Genomic DNA, 26,139 nt, shown 5'->3' on the forward strand with positions numbered 1-26,139 from the left:
TTAGCTGACCCCCAAGAAAGCCCAACTTAGAGACACCAGCATGACCTATATCGTCAATGACGCCTGCATCGCCTGCAAATACACCGACTGCGTTGAGGTTTGCCCCGTAGATTGTTTCTATGAGGGTGAAAACATGTTGGTTATCCACCCTGACGAATGCATCGACTGTGGCGTTTGCGAGCCCGAGTGCCCTGCCGACGCCATCCGCCCTGATACAGACGCAGGCACGGAAAAGTGGGTTGAGTTCAACCGCAAATACTCGGAAATGTGGCCGGTGATCATTACCAAGAAAGACCAACTTCCCGAGGCAGAAGAACGCGACGGTGAAGAAGGCAAGCTTGAGAAATACTTCTCCGAAGCCCCTGGCGAAGGCGGCTAATACGCGTCGGTTTTGCTCCGCTTTCTTTTGGGGTCGATTCGTGCTATACTGTCTATAGAAATGAAGAAAAAAGCCTAACCCAACCATAGCACCACCCATCAAGGCCTTGGCCTCGCTGGGTGTTTTTGTGTCTTGTTTTGTTGAATTTGGCCGTATCACAAACGTAAGGAACTGCTGCATGAGCAAGTCAAAGAAGCTCGATTTTCGGGCCAATGAATATGTTGTCTACCCCGCCCATGGTGTTGGACAGGTCGTTTCGATCGAAAAGCAGGAAGTTGCGGGCTTTGAGCTTGAGCTCTTCGTGATCTCGTTTGAGAAAGACAAAATGACACTGCGCGTGCCAACCAACAAGGCAACCGAAGTCGGAATGCGCGGGCTTTCCAGCCCTGATGTTGTGGCCCAGGCTATGAAAACCTTACGTGGCAAGGCCAAAGTCAAACGCGCCATGTGGTCGCGCCGCGCTCAGGAGTATGAGCAAAAGATCAACTCGGGCGACCTTATCGCCATTGCTGAAGTGGTGCGCGACTTGCACCGCTCCGATGATCAGCGCGAGCAGAGCTACTCGGAACGGCAGCTTTATGAAGCCGCGCTTGAGCGCCTGACACGTGAAGTTTCTGCGGTTGCTGGCGGCGACGAACTCGCCGCGGCCAAGCAGATTGACGATGTCTTGGTCAGCCGCGCCGCGGCCGCCGCTTAAGCCAGCCAAACCCACAAAAAGCGGGCCGTGCTCACCAGAGCGCGGCCTTTTTTGTTGCTGGTCGATCAGTCCAATCCTGCATGTTAAGGTTAACCTGTCATTAGGCCTATTGCGTGCATAAACCCGTGCATACCGCAGTGCATAACGCGTGCAGACAAATTTAAGGCAGACCTGAAAGGTTAACAAAAAAGGCGCTGTCACTTTCGCAACAACGCCTTCACTTCAATTTGCAGAGGGTTTTAGCCGCGTGCGCGACCAACCAGTTTCCAAGCCGCTGGAAGCAAAACTGCCGCCAAGGCCAGCTTAACCGCGTCGCCGATCAGGAAGGGTGTAAGGCCCCAAGCGAGGATCGGTTTGTCAAAGCCGTAGAGCATGCCGAGCCAGATCAGGCCGGGAACATAGATCAGCGCATTGCCAACCAACATCGCCGCAGCCATTTTGGGTGCCGAGCGGTCCCATCCGGCGCGGGCAAAAGCCCCGAGTGCGACTGTCGCCAGCACATAGCCAACCAAATAGCCGCCTGTGCCGCCCATCATATAAGTAAGGCCGTGTGCCTCGGCGGAAGAGCCTGCGAAAACGTCAAAGCCCATCACGCCGACCAGCATGTAAGCCGCGATTGTCGCAAGGCCGAGGCGCGGGCCGTAAGCCGCGCCGAGTGTCAGCACAGCAAAAGTGCCCATGGTGATCGGAACGGGCCACATTGGCACAGCGATCTTTGCAGAGATTGCCAGCAGCATGACCCCTGCAATCACCAGCACCGCGCGCTTTGCCCAAAGGGCCGCGCCTGTGTCTGCGCCGAATGTTTCTGTGAGAACTTTGTTCGAAAGGGCCGTGGCCATAGGGTATTCCTCCAATTGTTGCAGCATTTCTGCACTAGCGAGGTGAGCTTCGCAAGCCGGAATGCTCTAATTGCGAACATACCGTGTAATCATTTCATAATCTTTGCGAGGGCCACGAACTTTCCAGCACACCTCAAAAACCGGCCATGAGGCGAAATCATAACTCACATTGTATTGATCAGGATCACACCAATGCGCTGTGGCGCCGCCAAGGCGCGGCACCTGGTGAAAGAAGCGCCCGTCTTCAAAGTAGACATTGAGCTCGGCATCCCAGAAGTAGCGGCGCTCGGCTTGCATTGGTGGCTGGCCCTCAAGTGTCAGCACCCCCTGCTCGACATAGGCCAGCCCTGTATCTTTGCGAACCCACTCAGCGCGGCCGTCAAACTGCCCTTCTGGCCCATTGGCGGGTTTGATCCGGCGGTTAAGGCGCCAGAGGCCTTCAAACTCGCCAAGGTGTCGCTCGACTGGATGGGGGGACGTTTGCGGTTCGGTCATCTGGCAGGCTATTCGCTTGTATGAGGCCCGTTCAGTTAGTCGCCGCTAGCGTAGTTTTGCAAGCTGGTATCGCTAGAGCGTCTCGCCTAACGCCCCTCACCGCATTGGTGGGTGCTTGTGCTCATGCTGCCCGTCTTTGGAGTGCTGCTCATGCCATCTTCAGTGCCGGCAGACACCGCTTGGGTCTGCCCGAAAGTGAAGCTTGAGACTATGAGCACAATTGCGAGGTGTTTCATCTGTTTCTCCAAAGCTGCGACACCTTAACACTACTGTCTGATTGCATCACTCGCACTACACAAGCGCGTGACAGTCATAGAGCGCCCTATTAGTTTTGCTCGCGGCTTGAGGTTGCCCGTGGCACAGTTTAGAACCGCCGCAACCCAACCCCTAACCCACGAAAGCGTCAACATGATCGAGCGTTACTCCCGCCCTGAAATGGTCTCTATTTGGTCCGCTGCGACCAAATTCAAAATCTGGTATGAGATCGAGGCACACGCTTGTGACGCGATGGCCGATATTGGCGTGATCCCGCGTGAGAACGCTGAAGCGGTGTGGAAGGCCAAGGATGTCGAGTTTGACGTCGCCCGCATCGACGAGATCGAAGCTGTGACCAAGCATGATGTCATCGCCTTTCTCACACATCTTGCCGAGCACGTCGGCTCTGACGAGGCGCGCTTTGTGCACCAAGGCATGACCAGCTCGGATGTGCTTGATACCTGTCTGAATGTGCAGCTGGTTCGCGCGTCAGATATCTTGATCGCCGATATGGAAAAGCTGCTCGCAGCACTCAAGACCCGTGCGATGGAACACAAGATGACAGTGCGCGTTGGCCGCTCGCACGGCATTCACGCCGAGCCGACAACCATGGGCCTGACATTTGCCCGCTTTTACGCCGAGATGGACCGCAACCTTGCACGCCTACGTGCTGTGCGTGAAGAGGTTGCAACGGGAGCGATCTCGGGTGCGGTTGGCACCTTTGCCAACATCGACCCGCGCGTTGAAGAGCATGTTTGCAAGCAGCTTGGCCTCACGCCCGAGCCGATCAGCACGCAGGTTATTCCGCGAGATCGCAACGCGATGTTCTTCTCTGTGCTCGGTGTGATTGCCTCGAGCATCGAAAACGTCGCCATCGAGATCCGCCACATGCAGCGCACCGAAGTTCTGGAAGGCGCCGAGTTCTTCTCGATGGGCCAGAAGGGCTCGTCAGCGATGCCGCACAAGAAAAACCCCGTGCTGACAGAAAACCTCACTGGCCTCGCGCGCCTCGTGCGCATGGCCGTTATTCCGGCAATGGAAAATGTGGCGCTCTGGCATGAGCGCGATATTTCGCACTCTTCCGTTGAGCGCGCCATTGGCCCTGATGCCACGATCACGCTTGATTTCGCCCTCGCCCGCCTGACGGGTGTTGTTGAGAAAATGCTGATCTTCCCTGACAACATGCTCGACAATATGAACAAGTTTCCGGGCCTCGTGATGTCGCAGCGCGTTTTGCTCGCCCTCACGCAAGCGGGTGTGTCGCGCGAAGACGCCTACTCGATGGTGCAACGCAATGCGCTTAAAGTCTGGGAAGAACGCCTTGATTTCCAAGAGCTTTTGCTGGCTGACGCCGAGGTTGTAGCAGCTCTTGGTGAGGACGCTATCAAAGAGAAGTTCGACATGGAGTATCACACCAAGCACGTCGATACGATCTTTGCGCGGGTGTTTGGCGAGGGCTGAAATTTCGATCGCAGCGCTATGTTTCTACCCGATATTCACACCCTCGCCCGTTTGGCAGGCAAAGGGTCTGTCGGCCTGATCCTGCTCGGCATCGAAGTGCGCGAGGCGGGTGGCAATGCTGCCGAACACCGCATCCTTCGCGATCTGCTGCGCGGCAAGACTGTCTCGCACAGGCGCGTTGTCACACTTTTTGCCGCTATTTTCGAACACTACGGAGCCACGCAGGAAGCCACGCTTGCGGCACTGAACGGCGTCGATGGCTCCGTTAGCCTCGATGCGCAGCTGGCTTCAGAGTGCCTTTGGGCATTTTTGGCAAAAAGCCTGCCTGACACGCGCAAGCACACGCGAGAGCACTTACGCCAGCTTATTAAGGCGTCCGAAACACTCAGCGCCTGTTTCACAAAAGCGGGTGCACACGGGCTGGCGAAGGAGCTCAGGCAAAACAACGAAGCCAAAGCGCCTGAGTTTTTTGTGCCCATAGCCGAACTCCTCGAGCAGGAAAGCCCCCAAACCGAGGCTGCCGAAGCGCTACTGGAAACATTCGGTGTTGTTTCTTTCGCCGCGGTATTTTCGGCGGAAAGCTACGAGCTCACCCCTAACAAGATTCCAGCAATCCTAACCCAACTCTTCACCGCCACTGACGGAAAAGTTGATCCCATGAGATCGTTTGCGACTTGGTTACAGCGCCGCATGGAACAAAGCGACACGCCTGAAAAGATGGGTTTTATTAGCAAAGTGTTCGGCAATGACGAAAGCGCTGTGCGCGAGGCTCACCGCTATTTCGCAGCTACTGTCATCCCACCCTATCGTGCTGTGTTGGGCATAGTTGACAGTCTGGATTTCGAGAGTAACTCCGAAGAAAGGCACCAGGCAGAGTTCGGCGCGCTGTTCGTTCTGCTGGTTTCAAAATCCGCCAAGTTATTGCGCAACTATCCTGCGGTTTCCAACCCCGACATGGCGCATCAATATGTTTACGATTCCCTGTTGGCCCAACTCTAAGGTCGGGCCAACGTCGCGCTTTACGCACAAGATCGGCGTTTACTTGGGGTTGTCGATGTGATCCTCCCAATCCTCAAGCCGCCCTTCGTATCCGCGCGACTCCCAATACGCGTCATTGTTCGGGTTGATCTGGTTGGCGTGGTTGTCGGCATCTGTTTTGTCTGACATGGATGTCTCCTTTTAAGCTGCCAGCGAATTGCTGGTTGACCCAGTTTAGAAGCTCACCAGCGGTCAACCATGTGGGTAAAGTGGGAAAACACACCTGACAGCAGGCGACAGATCAGCCACCCCATTTGGCACAAACACCAAACTGTGCTATCCTCCATTTACAACAGAAGAGGATAGCCTAATGACCAAGTTCATTCTGACGACCGCCTTCATCTGTAGCGCCAGCGTTGGGTCTGCCATGTGTAACAAGGGCCATGATGCCGCGATGAGCTGTGCCGCTGGCAGCACCTATGACAGCGCGACGGGCACCTGCACGCCGATCATCAACAGTTAGATCGGTTTAGGAACAATTTTCGCTAAACTCCCGTTAAGTTACGGCGAAAATTACGTTTTCTGCCTGCTTTTGGGCTTTGCTCGAAAGGCTTTCTTAGCCTGTGGGGGCTAGTGTCTGATAGGCAAGCCCGCTTGGGGTTTGTTTTTCAGGAGCCCCGCAGTTGCAGCAACTCGCCCAGATCACCCCACAGAAGAGTCAACAGCCCAAGACTATTGGAGCGCATCAGCTTTCATCAAAGCAAAAAGCCGCTGTGATCGTGCGGTTCTTGCTCAACGAGGGCGCGGATGTGCCGCTTGAGAGGCTCACGGATGCAAGCCAGACAATGCTTGCCCAGCAAATGAGCGATATGCGCTACATTGATCGCGATACTTTGGCCAGCGTGCTATCAGAGTTTGCCGCCGAGATCGAAAAGATGGGCCTTACCTTTCCTCAAGGCCTTGCCGAGGCCTTGGCAGCACTTGAGGGGCGTATCTCGCCTCAGACGGCTGCACGCCTGCGCAAAGAAGCCGGCGTGCGCCAGATAGGTGATCCCTGGGAGCGCATTCGCGCGCTCGATCTAGAAAAGCTCTTGCCGATTGTCGAAGAGGAGAGCACTGAAGTTGCCGCTGTTCTGCTCTCCAAGCTTCCGGTTTCAAAGGCTGCCGACCTGTTGGCAAAGCTGCCCGGCCCGCGCGCCCGAAAGATCACCTATGCTGTGTCGCTCACAGGCAAAGTCACCCCAGAAGCTGTTGACAGAATAGGCCTGTCGCTTGCCGCCCAATTTGAAACCGAAGCGCCCCGCGCTTTTGAGGAAGACCCTGTCGAAAGGCTCGGTGCTATTCTCAACATTTCGGCCTCGGGCACACGAGACGAAGTGCTTAGCGGGCTTGAGGAAGACGACGCTGCCTTCTCGCAAAAACTGCGACGTGCGATTTTTACCTTTGTGCATATTCCGGCACGTGTCGGGCCTGTCGATGTGCCCAAAATTATCCGCGAAGTTGACGCCGACGACTTGCTCACAGCACTTGCCTTTGCCAAGGCCTCGGGCGACGCTGAGCTTGACGCCGCGGCAGAGTATATCCTTGGCAATATATCCAAGCGGATGGGCGAAGGGCTGCGCGAAGAGATCAGCGAAAAAGGCGCAGTGAAAGCAAAGGATGGCGAAGCTGCTATGAACCTTCTGGTTGCCGGTATCGGCGAGCTGACGGCGCGTGGCGAGCTTGAGCTGATCCTTGAAGAAGTGAGCGAAGAAGACACTTCTAGCTAACCCTCTTTTCCTCTGGGCATCATTTCCGGCTCTTACAGAACAATCCCCACAACCAGCGGACAAAATAGTTGGCGCGCTTGTGATTGTTGCGGTGGGGCTTTATGTCTGGCATCGCGAAACCTTCGGAAAACCGAGAGCGATGCCGCGATGGCCCCCAAACCGATGACACCACTCAGAACTGCCCGCTACTTCATAGCGAACCTCGTGTTTCGCGGGTTGATCTTACTCACTATGCTGCTGCCGTATCGCTGGCGCGTTCCTGCTATGGGCTGGGTTGTTTCGCGACTACTTGCGCCAATTGCAGGCTGGCGCCGCCGCATACGTGACAACCTTGCGCACGTTCTGCCTGATATATCAGAAGATAAAGCCCGTGAGATCAGCCTCGCGGTTCCCGACAACTTTGGTCGCACGCTAATTGAGATCTACTCAGGCGAGGCCTTCAAGAAACACGCAGTCGCCGCACCGGTTTCCGGCCCCGGGTATGACGCGCTTGAAGAGGCCCGCGCTGAGGGCCGCCCAGTAATTTTGGTGACCGGACACTTCGGCAACTACGACGCGGTGCGCGCAGCTCTCATCGCGCGCGGCCACAACATGGGCGCGCTCTACAGGCCGATGCGCAACCCCTACTTTAACGCCCATTATGTGCGCGCCATCTCACAAATCGGAGAGCCGATGTTCGAGCAGGGCAAGCGCGGGATGATGCAGATCGTCAAACATCTGCGCAAAGGCGGGGTGTTAGGCATCCTGACCGATCTCAGTTTCGGGGCCGGTGAGGAGCTGGATTTCTTTGGCAAACCGGCGCTGACTTCGCTGATCACTGCGGAGCTGGCATTGAAATACGATGCCGCGCTGATCCCTGTTTATGCCTCGCGGTGCGAAAACGGTCTGGACTTCGAGATCATTGTGCAAGCCGAAATAGCCCACTCGGACGCCCAAACCATGACCCAGGCCGTTAATGACGGGCTTGAGTCACTGGTTCGCGAGTATCCCGGACAATGGTTCTGGATACACCGCCGCTGGAAGGCCCGGCGCAAACCCGCACAGTCAAAATCTTCTTCGGGTTGAGCCGGTCTTCAGGCCGCACAAGCGCGATATCCGTGAACGTCTTCAAAAAGTTTAGGCCTAGTGTTGCGTAAAGACAATACCGCAACGCATTGTATTTGCTGAATTTTCAGAGATATCCACACTCCCACTCCCTTGCCAATTCAAATTGTCACTTTTTCGCCCCAATTCATCCTTAACCAAGTCAGGAAGGGCAGCGACAAGTCTGCTCAAAGAATAAGACCGAGGCAGAACCTGACAATGACGACCTATTCGCTTGCTACACATGAGTGTGTGCAGACGGGAGCGCTAGCTCTTGTCACGCACCTCGAACATCCAGCGCATATTCTGTGCTTCTCTATGTTGGAGGGCTTTTGATGCGCAAGGTCGTGTTACCGCTTTTGATGTCACTCGTGGGCTGTATGCCCGGCAATATGTCTGACACTGCCTCACGGGGCTTTGTGCAGGACACCGTCGCCCCAACCGGCTTGCCGCCTCTGAAAGTTTTCACCTCAACGCAGCCGACGCGCCCGACACGCTCCAACCGTGACATCGCCCGCGATTTTCTTGAGCTGTCGTTTAACTTGGAATCGGGCCGTGAACTGCCGGCGCTGACGCGGTTTGAGCACCCTATCAGCGTGCGGTTGACGGGGGCTCCACCCGCATCGTTGCTGCCTGATCTGACACGCCTTATCTACCGCATGAAAACCGAGGCGGGCCTCAATGTCTCACTCACCCGTGCGAGTGACGCCAACATCACGGTGCAAGCCGTCAGCCGCGCCGAAATCCGCAAGAGCCTGCCGTCGGCAGCTTGTTTTGTTGTGCCCAATATTTCGGACATTTCCGAGTATAAAGCCGCGCGGCGCACCGCGAAAACCAACTGGGCCCTGCTTCGCAACCGTGAAAAACTGGCGATTTTTGTTCCGAATGACGCAAGCCCGCAGGAAGTTCGCGATTGTCTGCATGAAGAGCTTGCCCAAGCGATCGGGCCACTGAATGATCTTTATCGCTTGCCTGACAGTGTTTTTAACGACGACAACATTCACACTGTTCTGACTGGCTTTGATATGCTGATTTTGCGGGCATATTACGCCCCCGAGTTGCGCACCGGAATGAGCAAACGCCAGGTTGCGGCTGTTCTGCCGACAGTTCTCGCGCGGCTCAACCCTGCCGGTGAAAACATTTCACCGCAACGCACGGCTCCAACACCACGCAGCTATATCACTGCCGTTCAAACTGCGCTTGGCCCGGGTTCTAGCATGCCGCAACGCCGTAAGGCGGCGCAAAAGGCGCTCGACATTTCACGCGCTTTTGGCTGGCAAGATCACCGTCGCGCCTTTGCACATTACGCCATGGGGCGGATCGCATCGCAAACCAACTCCGCGGAAGCGTTGAAGCAGTTTCAAGCTGCCGATCAGTTTTACGCCCGCACGCCGAACACCGGCTTGCACCGCGCCTATATCGCTTCGCAGCTGGCCTCGCATGCCCTCAGCCAAGGTAACGGAGTGCGTGCGCTTTCGCTTGTGAACCCGGCGATTCATGTTGCCAGACGCCACGAAAATGCCGCCCTGCTCAGCACCCTGATGCTGTTGCGCGCTGAAGCGCTCGAGTTGACGGGGCGTTCTTCAGAAGCGCGGCATGTCAGGCTGGACAGTCTTGGCTGGGCGCGTTACGGCTTTGGTTCGGACTGGGCAGTGCGTGCAAAGATGCGCGAAATCGCAGCGCTTAGCCCGACACGAGGTTAAACGGCGCTAACGCGGGAAGAGCATAATGTTTGTAGCAATTGCATCGCTTATCGGTGCCTTTATCGGGGCATTGCGGGCACGTAAAGCTAATGGCAAAATGCTTGATATGCTGCAATATGCTGGCGCTTTTGGCCTCATTTTCGCGATGCTCGGTCTGTTTGCAAACATCGCGATATTGCGGTTCATGTAGGGATCGTCAGATGTTTCTGCCTTTCTTTGAGAACCTGCGTGAAGCCAACATCCCTGTCTCTCTGCGCGAGTACCTGACCTTTCTTGAAGCCGTCAAGGCGGGGCTTGTCACTTATGACATCGAGGCATTTTACGTGCTCGGGCGTGTGGCGATGGTCAAAGACGAGCGTCACCTTGACCGCTACGACCGCGCATTTGCTGCAACATTTCAAGGGCTTGACGATATCAAACTCGGTGATGTGCTTGAGGCTGTCGACATCCCTGCTGACTGGCTTGAGAAGATGGCCGAGAAGCACTTGAGCGCAGAAGAGAAAGCCGAGATCGAGGCGATGGGCGGTTTTGACAAGCTCATGGAAACACTCAAAGAGCGCCTCAAGGAGCAAGAGGGCCGGCACCAAGGCGGCAACAAATGGGTCGGCACAGCTGGCACTTCGCCGTTTGGCGCCTATGGCTACAACCCCGAGGGCGTGCGCATTGGCCAAGCCGAAAGCCGTCACCAACGTGCGGTCAAGGTATGGGACAAGCGCGAGTTCAAAAACCTTGATGGCAATGTCGAGCTTGGCACCCGCAATATCAAGGTCGCGCTCAAACGTCTGCGGGCCTGGGCGCGCGACGGTGCACATGACGAGCTAGACCTCGACGGCACTATCCGCGCCACAGCCGAGCACGGCTACCTTGACGTAAAAACCCGCCCCGAGCGGCGCAATGCGGTTAAAGTACTGCTGTTTTTAGACATCGGCGGCTCGATGGACCCCTACATCAAGCTGGTTGAAGAGCTGTTTTCAGCGGCACGTTCCGAGTTCAAACATATGGAACATTTCTATTTCCATAACTGCCTTTATGAAGGCGTTTGGCGCGACAATGCCCGCCGCTGGGACGCACAAACCCCGACATGGGAGGTGCTGCGCACCTACGGCCCCGACTACAAATGTATCTTTGTCGGCGACGCTTCGATGAGCCCTTATGAGATCGCCTACCCCGGCGGCGCGAATGAGCATTGGAACGCAGAAGCCGGCTCTGTCTGGCTTGAGCGTGCGCGAGAGCAGTGGCCAAATCACATCTGGATCAACCCCCTGCCCGAGCAGCACTGGCCCTATACACAGTCGATCAGCATGATTCAAAAGCAGTTCGAAAACCGTATGGTTCCAATGACACTCGATGGTATCAGCAAAGGCATGCGCGAGCTGATCTAGAAAATATCTGTTATAATTTAAAGAGTTGCCCCGGCCCCCAGCCGGTGCTCTGCACCTTGGAAAGCCGCAGCATATGCCAGAGAAGGGCTTGGTTTGACGAGACAACAGGCCGCCCGACGGCTCGCTCGGCCTGCTCGATAATGCCAAAACTGCGCAGGTTTGTGCAGCTCACGAACACTGCATCACACTCGCTGTTTGCCACTTCGACAATCGCCTTCAGTGTCGAGGTTTCTGATATCTGCGCGACGGTTTTGTCGTCGGATTGCTCAAATGCCCCCTCGCTGACAATGCTGAAATGATTGTCACGCAACAGAGCTTTCATTGGCGCATTCACTTCTTTCACATAGGGAGTCACGAGAGCAATTTTGCGCGCGTTCAGAGCGCTCAAAGCAGCCATTACAGCAGTGATCGGGTTGCTAACTTGCGCTCCGACATGCCGCTTTTGCACCAGTTCCGCCACACGCCCGGGGCCGATAACAGTTGCAGCCGAAGTGCAGGCATAGCCAATCGCATCAAGCCCGATGGGAAGCAACTCCGTTGCAGCTGGCAGGCGGTTTTTCATTTTTTCAAGAGCGGCAGGCGTAACCTCAGGCTCAGCCATTATGCGCGTATGCACGAGGCGGACGTCGCGCCCAGCAAGCACTTGCCGCGCCTCGTTTTCAAGCGTTTCATCGGTTGAAAGCACGATCAGGCCGAGTTTTGTGGCATCTGCGCGGTGATCCAAGCTGTATGGCAGTGCCATTGTCAGGCCCCTCATGTGACGCAAGCAGTTAGCTGATCTTGCCCAACCTAACCACATGTCGAACGCCGCTGTCACGCATATTGCAGCCTGCTTTGCCGCCGAACTTTCTGCACTTGATGCGAGTAAAGCTTGCGTGGTTTCACGGCACGCACCATATCATGCATATGTTTAAACTTCTGCCCATTATTCTGCCGCTTGTTTACGGCTACTTTGTTTACAAGTTCTCTGCTTGGCAAACGGTTAAAGAGCTTAAAGCCAAGTCAAAACGTCTGCGCGACCCTGCGTTCGAGCCTATGCTTGAGCGACTAGCTGCTGCCTTGCAAATTCCGCAAGTCATTGTGAAGATTTACGAAATTTCACCAGTCAACGGGCTTGCCGCTCCCAACGGAGAGATATTCATCACCCGCGGCTTTTATGACAAGTTCAAAGCAGGTGAAGTCAGCGACGAAGAGTTGGCCTCGGTCATTGCTCATGAGTTGGGCCATGTCGCGCTCGGGCATTCGCGGCGCAGGATGATCGACTTCTCCGGCCAAAACGCGTTGCGCATGGCGCTTGGCGCGGTGATTTCACGGTTTATTCCCGGCATCGGGCCGTGGATCGCCCGCTCTGTTACCAGCCTGCTCGCCGCGCGGTTGTCACGCAAAGACGAGTATGAGGCCGACGAATATGCCGCCGCCTTGATGAGCAAGGCTGGCTTTGGTGTCGCGCCGCAAATTGCTATGTTTGAAAAGCTGGAACATCTGACAGGTGCGGTTGCTGGCAAGCCGCCTGCGTGGTTGCTCAGTCACCCCAAAACCAGCGAGAGAATTGCAGCTTTGCGGGCGTTGGAAGACCGTTGGTCACAGAGCTAGCCAAGCGTCTCGAGCGCTTTTCCGAGCCGCGGTAAGCGCGCCTTTTTGAGCAATCCGCGCATTGTCCAGTCGCTGCCTTCAAAGCTGCGCGCCTTGGCTAAAACCTTAAGTGCAACAGGCTCGACAAGCACTGGATCTGCTGCCCAAATGCCGCGCAAAAATGTGTCAGGGTCAGCGCGGCTCAGGCCTTCTTCCGACAGGACATTTGCCGGAAAATCCTTTTTGTTCAGGGTGATGATCACATCTGCCGAGCTGGCAACAGCCGCGGCCAGAACATGAATGTCACCGGCATCAGGCAGCCACAACCGCTGCTCGAGCGCCGCACCAAACTGCACGCGCGCCTTGGGCCAGCGCGCATTGAGCAACGCCAACTCACCATGCACAAAGAGGCCGCCCCCTGCCCCGTGCTTTTCGGCGGTATGGGCCCATTCGCCCTCAATACCTTTCGACCAGAACGGCAGGAAGGCGCCCGCGTCAGCGACACCCAAGAGCATCTCGCGCATCACCGTCGGGTAGAGAACGCAGGTGTCGAGTAGGGCCTTCAAAGCCGGTAGTAGAGCGCTTTGAGGTAGCCGCTTTCAGCCAGTTGCGGCATGAGAGGGTGGTCTGGGCCTGCAAAACCGGTGCGCAACAGCTGGCTTTGCCGCCCTGCTCGGCCGATGCCGCGTGATGAAGCGGCGCGGAATTTTGCCAAATCAGCCGCGTGTGAGCAGGAGCAAACCACGAGATATCCGCCGTCTTTCACCAAGCCAGCGGCAAGGCGCGCGATGCGCTCGTAGGCGCGCAGGCCAGCATCCAGAGCCTTTTTGTTGGGGGCAAATGCAGGAGGATCGCAGACCACAACGTCAAACTTGCGGCCTTCGGCGCCAAGGCTTGCGAGCGTGTCAAAGGCGTCACCGGTGAGGGTTTCAAACTTGTCACCTGTACCGCTGGCTTTTGCGCCTGCTGCGGCCAACTCCAGTGCTGCGGCAGAGCCGTCAACCGCGAGAGCTGACGCCGCGCCATTGGCCAAAGCCGCAAGGGCAAAACCGCCGACATGGCTGAACACATCAAGCACATCAGCGCCCTGCGCGAGCTTGGCGGCAAAGGCATGGTTGTCACGTTGGTCATAGAACAGGCCGGTTTTTTGCCCGCCAGTTAAGTCGGCCATGTAAGTCGCGCCGTTCATCACCACGGGCAGCGGTGCATCCGGCGCTTTTCCGGCGAGCACAGCGTTCACATCGTCAAGGCCTTCAAGCCCGCGCGCGCGGCCACCGGCGTTTTTCAGAACGGTTGTAACGCCTTCAAGGCTCAGCAAAGCCTCTGTGAGTTCTGGTAATTTCACCTCGGCCCAAGCGGCGTTAGGTTGCAACACCACCGTGTCACCGAAGCGGTCTATCACCACGCCAGGGAGGCCGTCGGATTCGGCATGCACAAGGCGGTAGAACGGCGCGTCATACAGCCGCTCGCGCAGGGCCAGCGCCCGTGTCAGGCGGGCCTGAAACCAAGCCGTGTCGATCGGTATGTTCGCATCCCGTTCAAGCATCCGTCCGGTGATGCGCGAGCCGGTGTTGACCCCAACCAGCCCGAGCGGGGCATGATCGTTGTCTTCAAGCAGGGCAATCGCACCAGCGGGGATGTTTTTTGAGCGGCGGTCAAGCACGAGCTCATTGTCAAAGACCCAAGGAGCGCCATGACGTATCTTGCGAGCGTCGGCTTTGGGTTTGAGGCGAAGAACGGGATAAGGGGGCGTTGTCATACCGCCCCCTTACATCATTTCGCTATGGCTTTGAAAGCCTTAGTCGGCGCTAACTTCATCCGCTGTGGCCGGTAGCATCGCGACATTGCGGCTTACCATGGTTGTGTCGCCTCCGACGCTTTCGGCCAGTTGGGTTCTGATCACCTTGGAAAGATGCGCGGTGATCCGGTTCTTTTGCGTTTCGCCACGCGCGTCAGCCTCGACGGCATCCTGCCCGCCATAGGCTGGGAACTCGGCTTTGATCTGGCGTGGTTCGATCATGTCAACACCTGTCACCGGATCTTTGAGGCTGAGGACAAAGTTGATCGAATGCGTGCCGCCAACAGTGTAACGCGCTTTGTTTGTCAGAGCATGAAAGCGCTGCACATCAATCTCGAGGCGGGCTTTGGTTTGGCCGCTAAGGTCTGCGCTGGCACTGATAGCGCTGGTTTCAAAGATCGACTTCACCTGCTGATGGCGGTCGCCGGGAGCATCACCGCGCCAGACAATGTCGGCAGTGGGGTAGTATAGCTCGGCCTCCGAAGCTTCCAAAGATTGCGGCACATGCACCTGCACATCAGAAATTTCGACAATCTGTCCAAGCTTTTGCGCGTCCTTTGACAGGTCGACTGTCGCGTTGCGGGTGGCAACATCTAGCGCTGCACAACCGCTCACACTCATTACCAAAACGGCAACCAGAGCTGTTCTCATCAGTTTCATGTCATTCTCCTGTGGGCATTTTGCCCTTATGTCGGGCTTTTGCCCTTGTCTGCTCACCACAGGGAGTGACGTTCAATTAAGACAACTTTTAGGCAACTTGTAGGTAAAAGCATGCCTTAGGCGCGTTGCCAAGGCAGCTACCAAGTCAGGAAACCATTTTATTTCAGTGAGTTAAGAGTTGCGCCGCCCACGCCAACCACCACGCCGGCGCACGTTGGTCATGGTTTCAAGGCCATCTTGAAGCACCTGCGTCATCGGGTGACTCTCGGCCCCCTCTTCGCTGCTATATTGCGCCAGCAACAGCGCAATCGTGGCCTTCTGGTCAAGTTCTTCGGGCAGGCTCAGGGCCCAATCAAGAAACACCGAGCGACACTCGGAAGCTGTGATGCCCTCGATGTTATACGCCTCTCTGATCAGCGCCTTCGGATCGTTGATATCACCCTTCATCGGGGGCCCCTTCTGTCGCGAGAGCTTGGTTAATAACCATGCCTGCCTTATCAATACCGGCATGCAGCGTCTTGGCAAGCTCCTCTATGCTGTTAGCCCCCGTATGATGCAGCAACAATGCCTGCGCGCCTTCGCTTGCGCTCTCAGCGTCAAACGGGCGGTTGCTTAGAAAACGGGTGGTCAGGTTGATCGTCCACAGCAGTTCGTAAGTTGCAGCGACCGTTTTGCTTTCGCTCTCAGATGTCAGCCCAGAGGTGGCCAGCGTTTCCAGCCCGGTTTCAATTCCGGTTGTTCCGGCACCGGCCTGCAAGACTGCTGCCTGCGAGAAGAGTTCAATGTCTTGCAAACGTCCGGCGCCTATCTTGGCATCCCATATGCCTGCCGGCGCTTTGGCCGCTGCGATTTTGACGCGCATGTCGGCGGTGCCCGTCAATGTGCGCGCGGTGTCTTTACCCTTGTCATCCAAGAGCGTGTCACGAAAACTCTCGAAGTCGGCAGCCAGGCTTTGCAGCCCGCAAATGGGGCGTGCTCGCACCATCGCCAGATGCTCCCAGAGCCAGGCCTCGTTTCTCTGATAGTCCTGAAACGCACGCCATGACGTTGCGACCGGCCCTTTGTTGCCTGATGGCCGCAACCGCATATCAACCTCATAAAGCTTGCCCTCCGACATTGGCGCGCTGAGCGCTGTCACCAGAGCCTGTGTCAAACGGGCATAGTAGGCGCGCGTGGCCAGTGGGCGGCGGCCCTCGGATGTTTCAACATCCTGCGGCTCATAGACCACGATAATGTCAAGATCAGACGACGACGTTAAGCGCCGCGCCCCGAGTGAGCCCATGCCGATGACTGCAGCACCAAGCCCGGGCGGCGGGCCGTGTTTGGTTGCAAAATGCGCCTGCACCTCGGGGAAAAGCGCCTTAAGCGTGGCCTCGGCAAGTTGAGCATACTGCTGCCCCGCTTGCACAGCGTCACTGTGGCCACGCAAGAAATGCACCCCGACGCGAAAGTGCCACTCCTTCGCCCAACGCCGCGTCAGATCAAGTTTGCGCTCATAGTCGGGTTCTGCGGCAAGCATCGCTTCAAGCTCGACTGTTAGCACCTCCAGCCCGGGCCAGTCGGCCCAGAAATCACCGCCAATAACCGCGTCAAAAACGGAGCTATGGTGTGACAGATGCGTCGCAAGCTCGGGCGAGGTGCTGACAATATCTATCAGCAAATCAACCAGTTGCGGGTTGGCTTCAAACAGCGAAAAAAGCTGCACACCCGCAGGTAGCCCCGCAAGAAAGCCGTCAAACGCCAACAGCGCCTGATGCGGGTCGGCGGCCTTTGAAAGCCGGTGCAACACATCCGGCTTGAGGCGGTTGAATATTTTCGTGCCGCGCTCCGAGCGCAACGCCGGGTAGGTGTGCCAGCGCTTGATTACGTCTAAATCAAGCTCGGTTTCAACCGGCTTTGGCGCGGCTTCGTCGTGGGCAAAAAAGCCCTCGGTGAGCTCATGCACTTCCTCCAGCCGTGCCGTCAGTTTGCTTTGTAAATCGCTCAGGTCTTCGCCCATAAAAGCGGCCAGTTGCGCCATACCCTCCACCGAGTTGGGCAGCAAATGCGTTTGTGCATCTGCGATCATCTGCACGCGGTGCTCGACTTCACGATGCGCGCGGTAATGTGTGGCAAGTGTGTTGGCAGTGTCGACAGGCAGCCAGTCTTGCTCGGCGAGCCGTGCAAGCGCCGGAACAGTGCCTCGCAATCGCAGGCTCGGGTCGCGCCCGCCCGCGATCAGCTGTCGCGTTTGCGTGAAAAACTCGATCTCTCGAATGCCGCCACGCCCGAGCTTCATGTTGTGGCCCTCAAGCACCATCTTGCCGCCAAGCCCTTTGTGCTCGCGGATGCGCAGACGCATGTCGTGTGCATCTTGGATCGCGGCGAAATCAAGGTGTTTACGCCATACGAATGGCTTCAAAACGTTCAAGAACCGCTCGCCAGCAGCAGTGTCACCCGCCGATATCCGCGCCTTGATATAGGCTGCGCGTTCCCATGTGCGACCAAGGCTTTCATAGTATCGCTCGGCGGCTTCGGCAGCGATGCATACAGGCGTTACGGAAGGGTCTGGTCGCAACCGCAAGTCGGTGCGAAACACGTAACCCTCGCCCGTGAGTTCGCTCAACATCGCGCTCATCTTGCGGGTTGCGCGCACAAAGCTGGAACGCGCTTCGTGAAAGTCGTCGGGCGCAAAGCGGCTCTCGTCGAACATGCATATCAAGTCGATATCAGAGCTGTAGTTAAGCTCATGCGCACCCATTTTGCCCATTGCGATCGCAAACATTCCGCCTGCATCATCAAGGTCTGCTTCAGTGGCTTGCGGCAGTTTTCCGCGGGCGATCTCCGCGCCGACGGTGGCACGCAAGGCAAGGTTGACGGACAGATCGGCAAAGTCGGTGAGCGCACCGGTGACGTCTTCAAGCTGCCAGACGCCTGCCAGATCAGCCAACCCTGACAAAAGCGCAACACGCCGCTTGCCCTGACGCAAAGCGCTAGGCAACTCGGCAGCAGCAACACTGCGCAGGCGCTCGAACTCGGATGGCAAGGCTTTGTCATGCGCTTCAACAGCCTCAACCAGCCAGTCACGCTCGCGCGCCATAAGCCCGCTCAAATAGGGGCTACACCCTGCGGCACCTTCAACCAGATCAGCCATCTCGTTTGACAACTCAGGGAACAGCCCCCGCGCTTCGGTTCCGCGTTGGGCATCATAGGGCCTTGGCAGCCGGGTGATTTTTCGTGCAAATTCCATACAAAGACGATGCGCTCTGCCTTGGGCCTCGTCAATCGCTGCTGCGCTGTGAGGTGAAAGAAAATACCATGTCCAAAAGTCTGAAACGTGTGCGCGTGGCCCTTGAAAACGAAACCGCCGAGGTTCGGGAAACCGGCGAGGCACGCACTGCTGCATTGGCCGCCGCCGAGCTTGACTGTGACGTTGACCAGATCGCGAAGTCGATCATCTTTCGCGGCGAAACCTCTGGAAAGGCCCTGTTGTTCATCACAGCCGGTGGCAACAAGGTTGACCCCGCCAAAGCATCAAGCTTGGCGGGCGAGGCCTTGGGTAAAGCCGACGCTGCTCTGGTGCGTGCCCAAACCGGTTTTGCGATCGGCGGCGTCGCTCCGATCGCGCATATCAACCCGATCAAGGCTTTCTTTGATCCGCGCTTGTCTGATTTCAGTCTGGTATGGGCCGCCGCTGGCACACCGCGACATGTATTCTCCCTTTCACCCGAGCGAATTCAACAGATTTCCGGCGCACAGGTATCTGATTTTACTTCATAAAACCAGATAATGTTAAAAACATTTACATTGCCTCTTGCAATTGCGCTCCTGCATGGTGATCTTAAGTAATGTGAAAGGCATTCACATTGAACCGCAACCAACACTCAAGGAGACCTATATGACAATCGCAGCCCAAAACGGCCCCATGCAAAACAACATGCACGAGGGGTGGTTCACGCGGGCAGAGGCGTGGCTTGACCACAAAGGCAAAGGCGCCTGGATCGCTGCCATGGTGCTCGGGTTTGTCTTTCTCTGGCCTGTCGGCCTCGCCCTTCTCTTTTACATGATCTGGAGTAAACGTATGTTTGGAAAATCTTGCAGCCACCGCCACGCGCGTCGTGACACAAAGTTCCGGGCCACTCGCTCATCAGGCAACAGCGCCTTTGACGCTTACAAGTCAGAAACCCTGCGTCGCCTCGAAGAAGAGCAAGGTAACTTTGAAGCTTTCCTTCAGCGCCTGCGTGAGGCCAAGGACAAGTCGGAATTTGACGACTTCATGGATGAACGCGCTAAAGCCGCTAAGGCCGCGCATGAAGAAGACAAAAAAGAAGACGCATAAGCCGTTTGCAGCGACTTGCCCAGAGGCTAATATCCGGCCTACCACGCGACCTGCCCCTGCAACATGCGGGGGCAGTTTTATGAAAGAGGACAAAATGTCAGACCAAACCTGGGCCTTGCCCGACCCGCATTATCAGCCGGAGTTCTACGCCGATGTGCCACTCAAGCGCTTTCTTGCATGGCTGGTTGACGTGGCGCTTATCGTTGTTCTGGTCGTTGTGATCGTGCCTTTCACGGCCTTTACCGGGCTGTTTTTCTTGCCGCTTTTGTATTTCATTGTCAGCTTTATCTACCGGTTTGTAACCCTTTCAAACGGCGCAGCAACACCGGGCATGCGCCTCACTGCGATCGAGCTTCGCAATGCGCAGGGTGAAAAGATAACTTCAAACGAAGCGCTCATGCACACCTTCGGGCTGGCCCTTTCCTTCGGCTTCCCGCTTTTGCAGCTGGTCTCGGTGGTTCTGATGGTCACATCAGAGCGTGGCCAGGGCCTAAGTGACATGGCGCTTGGTACAGTCGCCCTTAACCGGCGGGCGCGCCGCTGAGTGGTTTCAAACTGAAAACGGCCGCCTGATGAAGGGCGGCCGTTCAGACTTTGTTGTTCGCAAATTCTAGTCGAGCGAAAGGGCAACGAACCGGGGTTCACCAGCGCGACGCACCAAGAGCAACAACGACTTGCGGCCAGCTTCCTTGGCGGTATCGACCTGCGCTTGCAAGTCAGCTGCGCTTGCAAGCTTCTGCTGCCCTGCCTCGGTGATCACATCGCCCGCTCGCAGCCCCTTTTCAAAGGCCTCTGCGGCTTCATCAACCTCTGTAACCACAAGCCCTGTGGCCGTTGCGGAAAGCTCGAGTTGCTCGCGCAATTCGTCGCTCACCGGCGAAAGTGTCAGGCCGAGCATCTGCGTAGTCGCAGGCTCTTGGGTTGGCGCACTTTCCTCGGTTTGGGCGGCAGGCACGACGCCTTCAGCCTCTTCACGGCGCCCAAGCGTTACCTTCAGCGTCTGGGTCTTTCCTTCACGGAAAACAACCACACGCACGGTTTTGCCGACATCGGCATTGCCAACCGAACGCACGAGGCCGCGGGTGTCGCTCACTTCATTACCTGCGAAACTCATGATGACATCACCTGCGAGCATGCCTGCGTCCTTGGAGGGGCCGTCGGGCACATCGGTTACAAGCGCGCCTGCTGTCTTTTCGAGGCCGATGGCTTCTGCGACATCATCCGTTACGTCTTGAATGCGTACACCAAGCCAACCGCGACGGGTTTCGCCGTATTCGCGCAGCTGGTCAACGACGCGGACAACCACGTTCGAGGCCATCGAAAAGCCGATGCCAATCGAGCCACCATTGGGGCTCAGGATCGCGGTGTTTACGCCAACAACCTCACCGGCCATGTTAAACAGCGGGCCACCGGAGTTGCCGCGGTTGATGGCAGCATCGGTCTGGATGTAGTCGTCATAAGCGCCTTGCAGCGCGCGGTTGCGTTGGCTCACGATGCCAGCGCTGACAGAAAACCCCTGCCCCAGCGGGTTACCAACTGCCATAACCCAGTCGCCCACGCGGGCGCTGTCTGAGTTGCCAAACGGCACAAACGGCAGCGGCTTGTCGCTCTTCACCTTCAACAGGGCAATGTCGGTCTTTTTGTCAGTGCCCACGAGCTCTGCCTCAAGTTCTTCACCCGAGAAGAACTCGATGACGATCTCGTCTGCGCCCTCGATGACGTGGTTGTTTGTTACGATAAATCCGTCTTCGCTGATCACAAAGCCTGATCCAAGCGCCGAAGAACGCCGCGCGCGCTCGCCGTTGTCATCGCGGTTTTGAAAGTCGGGGAACAGGTCTTCAAACGGGCTGCCTTCAGGAACGATCGCCCCTGGGCCGGTGCCGCGCGCAACCATCGTTGTCGTGGTAATGTTCACAACGGCGGGGCTTACTGACTCGGCGAGGTCAGCAAAGCTCTCGGGGCGCGCCTTAGCGGCAAACGTTTGGGCCAAGATCAGCGCGACGCTTAGCACCAAAAGCGCTAATGTACGCATCGTTCGGCTTTGGCGTTCACCGGTTTCAATAGTTTGCGCGATTGTTTGGGTCCTCATGCCGATACTCCTTTATCTGGCAAGGCTGCTTTGGGTGCCCCCAAGCTGCTCTTGGACTAAATGTAAACCTGCTGTCGCGCTTGGCAACCGCTACTGTGCTCACTTTTTGGTAAATGGAGTGTGAACAGGCGGGAATTAAGCGAAAAACCGCCCTAGGCGCCGAGCACTTTAGCGCAATAAACCAAAACCAGCCCCAAGACGGCGCTTACAGCTCCGAGCTTGCGGCGGGTTTCGTGTGGCATATCACGCAGCGCTGCAAGCAGGTGCTCAACAAGCGAAGGGGCCAGCACATAGACCAGCCCCTCCAGTATCAGTACCAGCCCGAAGGCCAGCAATATGTCAGCCGCTATCACTGTCGTGCTGACTCGCCTGTTTCACTGTTCAGGTAGTTAAAGAACTCGCTGTCAGGTGACATCACCATCGACGAGTTGCTGCCCTTGAGCGCTTTGCGGTAGGCGTTGAGCGAGCGATAGAACTCAAAGAATTCCTCATCCGCACCAAAGGCTTTTGCAAAGATAGCGTTGCGCTTGGCGTCGGCTTCACCGCGGGTGATCTCGGCTTTGCGCTTGGCGTCAGATACGATCTCGACCTGTGTTCTGTCGGCCTGAGCACGCACACGTTGCGCGGCCTCGTTACCACGGGCAATCTCGTCCGCCGCTTCACGTTCACGCTCGGCCTGCATACGGCCAAATGTCGCTGCAAGGTTGGCATCAGGCAGGTCGGTGCGTTTGAGGCGCACGTCGATGATATCGAGGCCCAGCGCACGGGCGTCAGAAATAGCCCCGTTGCGAATACGCAGCATCAGCGCGGCACGGTCAGACGACAGAATGTCGTTTGACGTAACCGAACCCAGAACCTCGCGGGTTTTTGAGCGCAAGATACTGTCAAGGCGGCGGCCTGCGACTTCGATCGCAACATCCCCGCCCGCAGCAGTCGCTTGGCGGAACCGCTCGACATCAGCGATACGGTAGCGCGCGAAGGCGTTCACTTCGAGGCGGCGGTCATCAGATGGGGTGATCTGGAACTGCGTGACATCACGGCTCAGGATCCGGTCGTCGTAACGCACGACTTCCTGCATAAGCGGGATCTTGAACGCGAGGCCCGGCTGTTCCTTGATCGAAACCACGCGCCCGAATTGCAGCACAAGCGCTTTCTCCCGCTCGTCGACGATAAAGACCGACGACAGGATCGCAGCGATAGCCAGAACGATAACTGGCAGAATATATGTAGATGTCCGCATCAGTTGTTGCCTCCGGCTTGGTTTTTGCGCAGCTCGTTGAGCGGCAGGTAGGGCACGATGCCTTGGCTCTCGTCACCTCCAAGGATGATCTTGTCGACATCGCCAAGCACGTCTTCCATCATCTCGAGGTAAAGGCGTTTGCGTGTCACTTGAGGGGCTTTCTGATACTCGCTCAGAACCGCGGTAAAGCGGCTGGCTTCACCTTCGGCCTCGTTGACAACGCGCGCGCGGTAACCTTCGGCTTCCTCAAGCACCTGTGCGGACTCACCACGCGCGGCGGCGAGCACTTTGTTGGCATAGGCGTCGGCTTGCTTTTCAAGTTTGTCACGCTCTTGCGCCGCCGACTGCACGGCAAAGAAGCTGGCGATAACTTCGGCGGGCGGATCGGCCTTGTCAAAGTTCGCGCGCACGATCGTCACGCCGCTTCTGTAGCTGTCGAGTGTTGACTGGATCAGCGTTTCGAGTTGCGCTTCAATAGAGCCACGGTCGCGGTTGAGGATCGGCGCCAGCTCGCTTTGGGCGATGATCTCGCGCATGGCTGATTCCGAAACGGCTCTGATCGTTGCTTTAGGGTCGCGCAGGTTAAACAGGTATTCTTCGGCATTGTTGATGTTCCAGACAACCTGAAAGTCGATGTCGACAATGTTCTCGTCACCTGTCTGCATCAGGCCCGCTTCCGATCCCGTGCCACCGCCGATATCCTCGATGGTTTCACGCGTCACCGGAATGATCTCGTAAGTCACGATGGGCCATGGCGCAAAGTTCAGGCCGGGTGTTCCGATGCAAGGGCTGTTACATTCCCCCAGAAACAGCTCGACTGATTGCTCTTCCGGCTTCACGGTGTAGAAGCTCTGGAAAAGCCAAAGCCCGAAAACCACCAGCAAACCAAGCCCGACAGTGCCGCGGTTGAGGCCAGGTCCGACAGGCCCTTGCCCACGTCCGTTGCCGCCACCGTTACCGCTGCCTTTGCCACGGCCGCCCATCAGGACGCGCAGCTGTTCTTGGCCTTTCTTGACCAACTCGTCGATCTCGGGGATCTGCGGCTCGTTGCCACCGTTCTCACGCCCGCCGTTCGGGCGCTTTTTACGGTCGTCTTCGCCTTGATCGTCTCCGTCATTTCCGCCGCCGCCCCATGGGCCGCCAGAATTGCCTGCCATTTAAAGCATTCCTCTCTTTTAAAGTCTAATAGACGTTACTGTCTAACTTGTGGTTCTCGCCGCAGGTTTCAACCCTTACACGGCTACTGTCTGATTTGTGGCTCTTTCATTGTGACAAGCTCTTCGCTCATTGTCGGATGAACCGCAACTGTGCGATCAAAGTCTTCTTTGGTTGCGCCCATCTTCACAGCGATACCGGCGAGCTGGATCATTTCGCCAGCACCGGGTGCCACGATATGACAGCCAAGCACCTTGCGGTTGGCTTTAGACACGATCAACTTCATCAGGACGCGGCCAGAACGCCCTGCAAAGGCTGTTTGCATGGGCTTGAAGGAGGTGCTGTAAACTTCGATAGGCTCCTGCTCGCGCGCATCTTCCTCGCTAAGGCCAACAGTGCCCATCTCCGGCTGCGTAAAGATCGCCGTCGGGATAAGCTCATGGTCAACAGGTGTCGGGTTGCCGTTAAACACGGTTTCAACAAAGGCCATACCCTCGCGTATGGCGACAGGCGTCAGGTTCACGCGGTCGGTCACATCGCCAATCGCGTAAATGCTCGGCACTTTGGTTTGGCTATAGTCATCGACCAAAACCTCGCCTTTGCGGCCAAGTTCGATACCAACCGCCTCAAGCCCCATGTCATCGGTGTTTGGTGCGCGTCCGGTGGCAAACATCACCTGATCAAACATCTGCGTATCGCCGTTGGTCGCGGTCACGTCGATACCGCCCTCACCGCGCGTCATCTGTGCAATATTCGTGCCAAGATGCAACTTGATGCCATTGCTGATCATCTCGTCAGAGACGTGCCCGCGGGCCTCTCCGTCAAAGCCGCGCAAAATTTGAGCTCCACGGTAATACTGCGTTACGTCAACGCCCAAACCGTTAAGGATACAGGCAAATTCGCAAGCGATATAACCACCGCCGATGATCAATATCTTCTTGGGCAGTTCATCAAGATGGAAGATGTCATTTGAAGTAATACCAAGTTCGGCACCCTCCTGATCAGGCAACACCGGCCGTCCGCCCATCGCCAGCAATATGTGTTTAGCACTCTTGCGCGTGCCGTCAGAAAGCTCGACTTCATGCGCTCCGATCACCTTGGCGCGCGCATCATATGTCTCCACGCCATTGTTCTTGAGAATGCCGCGATAGACGTTTTCCAAGCGGTCAAGCTCGGCATGCAGTTTGGTCTTGAACGCCGACCAGTCAAAGCCGCCAGCATGCACGGTCCATCCGTATTCAGCCGCATCGGCGATCGCATCCGGGAACTCGCTGGCAAACACCATCAGCTTTTTGGGCACGCATCCGCGAATAACGCAGGTGCCTCCGTAACGGTCCTCCTCGGCCAAGGCCACTTTTGCCCCGCCCTGCGCTGCAACACGCGCTGCACGCACCCCGCCCGAGCCACCGCCAATAACAAATAAATCGTAGTCAAAGCTCATCATCAGTTCCTTAGCTCATCAAATCCGTAAACAGGTTGTCTTCTTCCATGAAGTCGAGTCGATCCAACTCGACGGTACCAGCGTTGATGTCGCGGATCTCGACTTTGCCGTCGCCGTAGCCGACAACGACCTTGTCACAGATGTCTATGAACAAGCCGTTTTCAACCACTCCGGGGATCTGGTTCATGATCTGGCCCATTTGCCGCGCATTGCCGATACGGCCCAAGTGCAAATCTAGGATATGGTTGCCCTCGTCGGTGACATAGGGCACCGAGCCGTTCATCCTGAGTGTGGTCTCGCGGCCAAGCACATCAAGGCTCACCAGTGTTTCCTCGATCAGCGCGCGGGTGGTTTGCCAGCCAAACGGGATAATCTCGACAGGCAGCGGGAAGGCTCCCAGCCGCTCGACCTGCTTGCCCACATCCGCAATGACGATCATCTGGTCAGAAGCGGTTGCGACGATCTTTTCTTGCAACAGAGCTCCGCCACCGCCTTTGATCAGTGTCAGCTCGCGGTCAAACTCGTCGGCGCCGTCTATTGTGAGGTCAAGCCAGCGCGCCTCATCAAGGCTGATCACATCAATGCCGACATTGCGCGCCAGCTCGGCTGTGCGTCTGCTCGTCGGAACACCCTTGATCTTGAGGCCGTCTTTTTCGACCATGTCACCAAGACAACGCACCAGCCAAGCGGCTGTGCTGCCAGTGCCCAGACCAACGCGCATGCCGTCTTCAACGAACTCGGCCGCGCGCTTGGCGGCAACAAATTTGGCCTTATCTATCGGTGAAAGTTCTCCGCTCATGGCAGCCTCGCAAATCGTCACAAATA

The 26,139-nt window shown here is 56.8% G+C and carries 30 protein-coding genes; 14 read left to right on the forward strand and 16 right to left on the reverse strand.

The window, feature by feature from the left end:
* Positions 1–40: 40 nt before the first annotated feature.
* Both fdxA and KO498_RS03230 read left to right on the forward strand, forming a co-directional pair.
* Complete coding sequence (gene fdxA, locus KO498_RS03225) at positions 41–379, forward strand: ferredoxin FdxA (protein ID WP_215958442.1); 339 nt, start codon at positions 41–43, stop codon at positions 377–379.
* A 178-nt stretch (positions 380–557) separates the two neighbouring features.
* Positions 558–1,076 (forward strand): CarD family transcriptional regulator, encoded by a 519-nt coding sequence (locus tag KO498_RS03230; protein WP_215958443.1) that lies wholly within the window; start codon positions 558–560, stop codon positions 1,074–1,076.
* Between the two features lie 239 nt (positions 1,077–1,315).
* Here the strand turns inward: KO498_RS03230 and KO498_RS03235 are convergent, their stop codons facing one another.
* From KO498_RS03235 to KO498_RS03245, 3 genes are all read right to left on the reverse strand, one after another.
* Positions 1,316–1,915 carry a biotin transporter BioY gene (locus tag KO498_RS03235; RefSeq protein ID WP_215958444.1) on the reverse strand — a complete coding sequence of 200 codons (600 nt, stop codon included), beginning with the start codon at positions 1,913–1,915 and terminating at the stop codon, positions 1,316–1,318.
* Between the two features lie 66 nt (positions 1,916–1,981).
* On the reverse strand, positions 1,982–2,410 hold the full coding sequence (locus KO498_RS03240; RefSeq protein ID WP_215958445.1) for a DUF6314 family protein: 429 nt from the start codon (positions 2,408–2,410) through the stop codon (positions 1,982–1,984).
* Between the two features lie 86 nt (positions 2,411–2,496).
* Entirely contained in the window at positions 2,497–2,646 is a 150-nt protein-coding gene (locus KO498_RS03245; RefSeq protein WP_215958446.1) for a hypothetical protein, read from the reverse strand.
* Between the two features lie 172 nt (positions 2,647–2,818).
* Here KO498_RS03245 and purB point away from each other — a divergent pair, with 172 nt between their 5' ends.
* Positions 2,819–4,126 (forward strand): adenylosuccinate lyase, encoded by a 1,308-nt coding sequence (gene purB, locus KO498_RS03250; protein ID WP_215958641.1) that lies wholly within the window; start codon positions 2,819–2,821, stop codon positions 4,124–4,126.
* 18 nt (positions 4,127–4,144) lie between these two features.
* Positions 4,145–5,125, forward strand: a complete 981-nt coding sequence (locus tag KO498_RS03255; RefSeq protein WP_215958447.1) for a hypothetical protein — start codon at positions 4,145–4,147, stop codon at positions 5,123–5,125.
* A 39-nt stretch (positions 5,126–5,164) separates the two neighbouring features.
* Here the strand turns inward: KO498_RS03255 and KO498_RS18325 are convergent, their stop codons facing one another.
* A complete protein-coding gene (locus tag KO498_RS18325) occupies positions 5,165–5,293 on the reverse strand; it encodes a hypothetical protein (RefSeq protein WP_289847819.1) in 129 nt (42 codons plus the stop codon).
* Between the two features lie 181 nt (positions 5,294–5,474).
* Here KO498_RS18325 and KO498_RS03260 point away from each other — a divergent pair, with 181 nt between their 5' ends.
* The 6 genes from KO498_RS03260 to KO498_RS03285 all read left to right on the forward strand — a co-directional run bounded on the left by KO498_RS03260 (position 5,475) and on the right by KO498_RS03285 (position 11,041).
* Entirely contained in the window at positions 5,475–5,627 is a 153-nt protein-coding gene (locus KO498_RS03260) for an adenylosuccinate lyase (RefSeq protein WP_215958448.1), read from the forward strand.
* Between the two features lie 160 nt (positions 5,628–5,787).
* Positions 5,788–6,873 carry a flagellar motor switch protein FliG gene (locus tag KO498_RS03265; protein ID WP_252731245.1) on the forward strand — a complete coding sequence of 362 codons (1,086 nt, stop codon included), beginning with the start codon at positions 5,788–5,790 and terminating at the stop codon, positions 6,871–6,873.
* 162 nt (positions 6,874–7,035) lie between these two features.
* Positions 7,036–7,938: a lysophospholipid acyltransferase family protein gene (locus tag KO498_RS03270; RefSeq protein WP_252731246.1), complete on the forward strand. Its 903-nt coding sequence runs from the start codon at positions 7,036–7,038 to the stop codon at positions 7,936–7,938.
* 353 nt (positions 7,939–8,291) lie between these two features.
* The gene (locus tag KO498_RS03275) at positions 8,292–9,659 is read left to right on the forward strand and encodes a DUF2927 domain-containing protein (RefSeq protein ID WP_215958450.1); all 1,368 of its coding nucleotides are present in this window, start codon (positions 8,292–8,294) and stop codon (positions 9,657–9,659) included.
* Positions 9,660–9,684: 25 nt separating this feature from the next.
* On the forward strand, positions 9,685–9,849 hold the full coding sequence (locus KO498_RS03280) for a hypothetical protein (RefSeq protein WP_215958451.1): 165 nt from the start codon (positions 9,685–9,687) through the stop codon (positions 9,847–9,849).
* 10 nt (positions 9,850–9,859) lie between these two features.
* Complete coding sequence (locus KO498_RS03285) at positions 9,860–11,041, forward strand: vWA domain-containing protein (protein ID WP_215958452.1); 1,182 nt, start codon at positions 9,860–9,862, stop codon at positions 11,039–11,041.
* 10 nt (positions 11,042–11,051) lie between these two features.
* Here the strand turns inward: KO498_RS03285 and KO498_RS03290 are convergent, their stop codons facing one another.
* On the reverse strand, positions 11,052–11,783 hold the full coding sequence (locus KO498_RS03290) for a maleate cis-trans isomerase family protein (RefSeq protein WP_215958453.1): 732 nt from the start codon (positions 11,781–11,783) through the stop codon (positions 11,052–11,054).
* A gap of 164 nt (positions 11,784–11,947) precedes the next feature.
* On the opposite strand from KO498_RS03290, the gene KO498_RS03295 reads away from it, so the two are divergent.
* Positions 11,948–12,634 carry a M48 family metallopeptidase gene (locus KO498_RS03295; protein ID WP_215958643.1) on the forward strand — a complete coding sequence of 229 codons (687 nt, stop codon included), beginning with the start codon at positions 11,948–11,950 and terminating at the stop codon, positions 12,632–12,634.
* Here KO498_RS03295 and KO498_RS03300 read toward each other — a convergent pair.
* From KO498_RS03300 to KO498_RS03320, 5 genes are all read right to left on the reverse strand, one after another.
* Positions 12,631–13,179 (reverse strand): RSP_2648 family PIN domain-containing protein, encoded by a 549-nt coding sequence (locus KO498_RS03300; RefSeq protein ID WP_215958454.1) that lies wholly within the window; start codon positions 13,177–13,179, stop codon positions 12,631–12,633. The genes KO498_RS03295 and KO498_RS03300 overlap by 4 nt on opposite strands.
* On the reverse strand, positions 13,176–14,372 hold the full coding sequence (locus KO498_RS03305) for an RSP_2647 family RNA methyltransferase (protein WP_215958455.1): 1,197 nt from the start codon (positions 14,370–14,372) through the stop codon (positions 13,176–13,178). Before KO498_RS03305 ends, KO498_RS03300 begins: the two co-directional genes overlap by 4 nt.
* A gap of 39 nt (positions 14,373–14,411) precedes the next feature.
* Complete coding sequence (locus KO498_RS03310) at positions 14,412–15,071, reverse strand: DUF6778 family protein (RefSeq protein WP_215958456.1); 660 nt, start codon at positions 15,069–15,071, stop codon at positions 14,412–14,414.
* 171 nt (positions 15,072–15,242) lie between these two features.
* On the reverse strand, positions 15,243–15,518 hold the full coding sequence (locus tag KO498_RS03315; protein WP_215958457.1) for a hypothetical protein: 276 nt from the start codon (positions 15,516–15,518) through the stop codon (positions 15,243–15,245).
* The gene (locus KO498_RS03320) at positions 15,508–18,300 is read right to left on the reverse strand and encodes a glutamine-synthetase adenylyltransferase (RefSeq protein WP_215958458.1); all 2,793 of its coding nucleotides are present in this window, start codon (positions 18,298–18,300) and stop codon (positions 15,508–15,510) included. Before KO498_RS03320 ends, KO498_RS03315 begins: the two co-directional genes overlap by 11 nt.
* Positions 18,301–18,368: 68 nt before the next feature.
* On the opposite strand from KO498_RS03320, the gene KO498_RS03325 reads away from it, so the two are divergent.
* From KO498_RS03325 to KO498_RS03335, 3 genes are all read left to right on the forward strand, one after another.
* Entirely contained in the window at positions 18,369–18,830 is a 462-nt protein-coding gene (locus KO498_RS03325) for a YbaK/EbsC family protein (RefSeq protein WP_215958459.1), read from the forward strand.
* A gap of 118 nt (positions 18,831–18,948) precedes the next feature.
* Positions 18,949–19,389, forward strand: coding sequence for a DUF2852 domain-containing protein (locus KO498_RS03330; protein WP_215958460.1), 441 nt, complete (start codon positions 18,949–18,951; stop codon positions 19,387–19,389).
* 94 nt (positions 19,390–19,483) lie between these two features.
* Positions 19,484–19,933 carry an RDD family protein gene (locus KO498_RS03335; protein ID WP_215958461.1) on the forward strand — a complete coding sequence of 150 codons (450 nt, stop codon included), beginning with the start codon at positions 19,484–19,486 and terminating at the stop codon, positions 19,931–19,933.
* Positions 19,934–19,999: 66 nt separating this feature from the next.
* Here the strand turns inward: KO498_RS03335 and KO498_RS03340 are convergent, their stop codons facing one another.
* The 6 genes from KO498_RS03340 to rpiA form a co-directional block, all read right to left on the reverse strand.
* Positions 20,000–21,478: a Do family serine endopeptidase gene (locus tag KO498_RS03340; protein WP_215958462.1), complete on the reverse strand. Its 1,479-nt coding sequence runs from the start codon at positions 21,476–21,478 to the stop codon at positions 20,000–20,002.
* Between the two features lie 152 nt (positions 21,479–21,630).
* Complete coding sequence (locus KO498_RS03345) at positions 21,631–21,828, reverse strand: DUF2065 domain-containing protein (protein WP_215958644.1); 198 nt, start codon at positions 21,826–21,828, stop codon at positions 21,631–21,633.
* Positions 21,828–22,718: a protease modulator HflC gene (gene hflC, locus KO498_RS03350; protein WP_215958463.1), complete on the reverse strand. Its 891-nt coding sequence runs from the start codon at positions 22,716–22,718 to the stop codon at positions 21,828–21,830. The genes KO498_RS03345 and hflC overlap by 1 nt, the downstream gene beginning before the upstream one ends.
* A complete protein-coding gene (hflK, locus tag KO498_RS03355; protein ID WP_215958464.1) occupies positions 22,718–23,875 on the reverse strand; it encodes an FtsH protease activity modulator HflK in 1,158 nt (385 codons plus the stop codon). The genes hflC and hflK overlap by 1 nt, the downstream gene beginning before the upstream one ends.
* 83 nt (positions 23,876–23,958) lie before the next feature.
* Positions 23,959–25,314 (reverse strand): glutathione-disulfide reductase, encoded by a 1,356-nt coding sequence (gene gor / locus KO498_RS03360; RefSeq protein ID WP_215958465.1) that lies wholly within the window; start codon positions 25,312–25,314, stop codon positions 23,959–23,961.
* Positions 25,315–25,324: 10 nt separating this feature from the next.
* Positions 25,325–26,113, reverse strand: coding sequence for a ribose-5-phosphate isomerase RpiA (gene rpiA, locus KO498_RS03365; protein WP_215958466.1), 789 nt, complete (start codon positions 26,111–26,113; stop codon positions 25,325–25,327).
* Positions 26,114–26,139: the final 26 nt, after the last annotated feature.

It is taken from the genome of Lentibacter algarum, assembly GCF_018860975.1.
In the GTDB taxonomy this organism is placed as follows: domain Bacteria; phylum Pseudomonadota; class Alphaproteobacteria; order Rhodobacterales; family Rhodobacteraceae; genus Lentibacter; species Lentibacter algarum_A.

Excerpts from the sequence above, each read along its gene's own strand:
- gor (WP_215958465.1), bottom strand. The coding sequence starts at position 25,314 with ATGAGCTTTGACTACGATTTATTTGTTATTGGCGGTGGCTCGGGCGGG.
- KO498_RS03315 (WP_215958457.1), bottom strand. The coding sequence starts at position 15,518 with ATGAAGGGTGATATCAACGATCCGAAGGCGCTGATCAGAGAGGCGTAT.
- KO498_RS03305 (WP_215958455.1), bottom strand. The coding sequence starts at position 14,372 with ATGACAACGCCCCCTTATCCCGTTCTTCGCCTCAAACCCAAAGCCGAC.
- KO498_RS03285 (WP_215958452.1), top strand. The coding sequence starts at position 9,860 with ATGTTTCTGCCTTTCTTTGAGAACCTGCGTGAAGCCAACATCCCTGTC.
- KO498_RS03240 (WP_215958445.1), bottom strand. The coding sequence starts at position 2,410 with ATGACCGAACCGCAAACGTCCCCCCATCCAGTCGAGCGACACCTTGGC.
- KO498_RS03230 (WP_215958443.1), top strand. The coding sequence starts at position 558 with ATGAGCAAGTCAAAGAAGCTCGATTTTCGGGCCAATGAATATGTTGTC.
- KO498_RS03255 (WP_215958447.1), top strand. The coding sequence starts at position 4,145 with ATGTTTCTACCCGATATTCACACCCTCGCCCGTTTGGCAGGCAAAGGG.
- KO498_RS03320 (WP_215958458.1), bottom strand. The coding sequence starts at position 18,300 with ATGGAATTTGCACGAAAAATCACCCGGCTGCCAAGGCCCTATGATGCC.
- KO498_RS18325 (WP_289847819.1), bottom strand. The coding sequence starts at position 5,293 with ATGTCAGACAAAACAGATGCCGACAACCACGCCAACCAGATCAACCCG.
- KO498_RS03330 (WP_215958460.1), top strand. The coding sequence starts at position 18,949 with ATGACAATCGCAGCCCAAAACGGCCCCATGCAAAACAACATGCACGAG.
- KO498_RS03290 (WP_215958453.1), bottom strand. The coding sequence starts at position 11,783 with ATGGCACTGCCATACAGCTTGGATCACCGCGCAGATGCCACAAAACTC.
- KO498_RS03295 (WP_215958643.1), top strand. The coding sequence starts at position 11,948 with ATGTTTAAACTTCTGCCCATTATTCTGCCGCTTGTTTACGGCTACTTT.
- KO498_RS03270 (WP_252731246.1), top strand. The coding sequence starts at position 7,036 with ATGACACCACTCAGAACTGCCCGCTACTTCATAGCGAACCTCGTGTTT.
- KO498_RS03235 (WP_215958444.1), bottom strand. The coding sequence starts at position 1,915 with ATGGCCACGGCCCTTTCGAACAAAGTTCTCACAGAAACATTCGGCGCA.
- KO498_RS03280 (WP_215958451.1), top strand. The coding sequence starts at position 9,685 with ATGTTTGTAGCAATTGCATCGCTTATCGGTGCCTTTATCGGGGCATTG.
- hflK (WP_215958464.1), bottom strand. The coding sequence starts at position 23,875 with ATGGCAGGCAATTCTGGCGGCCCATGGGGCGGCGGCGGAAATGACGGA.
- KO498_RS03340 (WP_215958462.1), bottom strand. The coding sequence starts at position 21,478 with ATGAGGACCCAAACAATCGCGCAAACTATTGAAACCGGTGAACGCCAA.
- rpiA (WP_215958466.1), bottom strand. The coding sequence starts at position 26,113 with ATGAGCGGAGAACTTTCACCGATAGATAAGGCCAAATTTGTTGCCGCC.
- KO498_RS03335 (WP_215958461.1), top strand. The coding sequence starts at position 19,484 with ATGTCAGACCAAACCTGGGCCTTGCCCGACCCGCATTATCAGCCGGAG.
- KO498_RS03275 (WP_215958450.1), top strand. The coding sequence starts at position 8,292 with ATGCGCAAGGTCGTGTTACCGCTTTTGATGTCACTCGTGGGCTGTATG.
- purB (WP_215958641.1), top strand. The coding sequence starts at position 2,819 with ATGATCGAGCGTTACTCCCGCCCTGAAATGGTCTCTATTTGGTCCGCT.
- hflC (WP_215958463.1), bottom strand. The coding sequence starts at position 22,718 with ATGCGGACATCTACATATATTCTGCCAGTTATCGTTCTGGCTATCGCT.
- KO498_RS03310 (WP_215958456.1), bottom strand. The coding sequence starts at position 15,071 with ATGAAACTGATGAGAACAGCTCTGGTTGCCGTTTTGGTAATGAGTGTG.
- fdxA (WP_215958442.1), top strand. The coding sequence starts at position 41 with ATGACCTATATCGTCAATGACGCCTGCATCGCCTGCAAATACACCGAC.
- KO498_RS03245 (WP_215958446.1), bottom strand. The coding sequence starts at position 2,646 with ATGAAACACCTCGCAATTGTGCTCATAGTCTCAAGCTTCACTTTCGGG.
- KO498_RS03260 (WP_215958448.1), top strand. The coding sequence starts at position 5,475 with ATGACCAAGTTCATTCTGACGACCGCCTTCATCTGTAGCGCCAGCGTT.
- KO498_RS03325 (WP_215958459.1), top strand. The coding sequence starts at position 18,369 with ATGTCCAAAAGTCTGAAACGTGTGCGCGTGGCCCTTGAAAACGAAACC.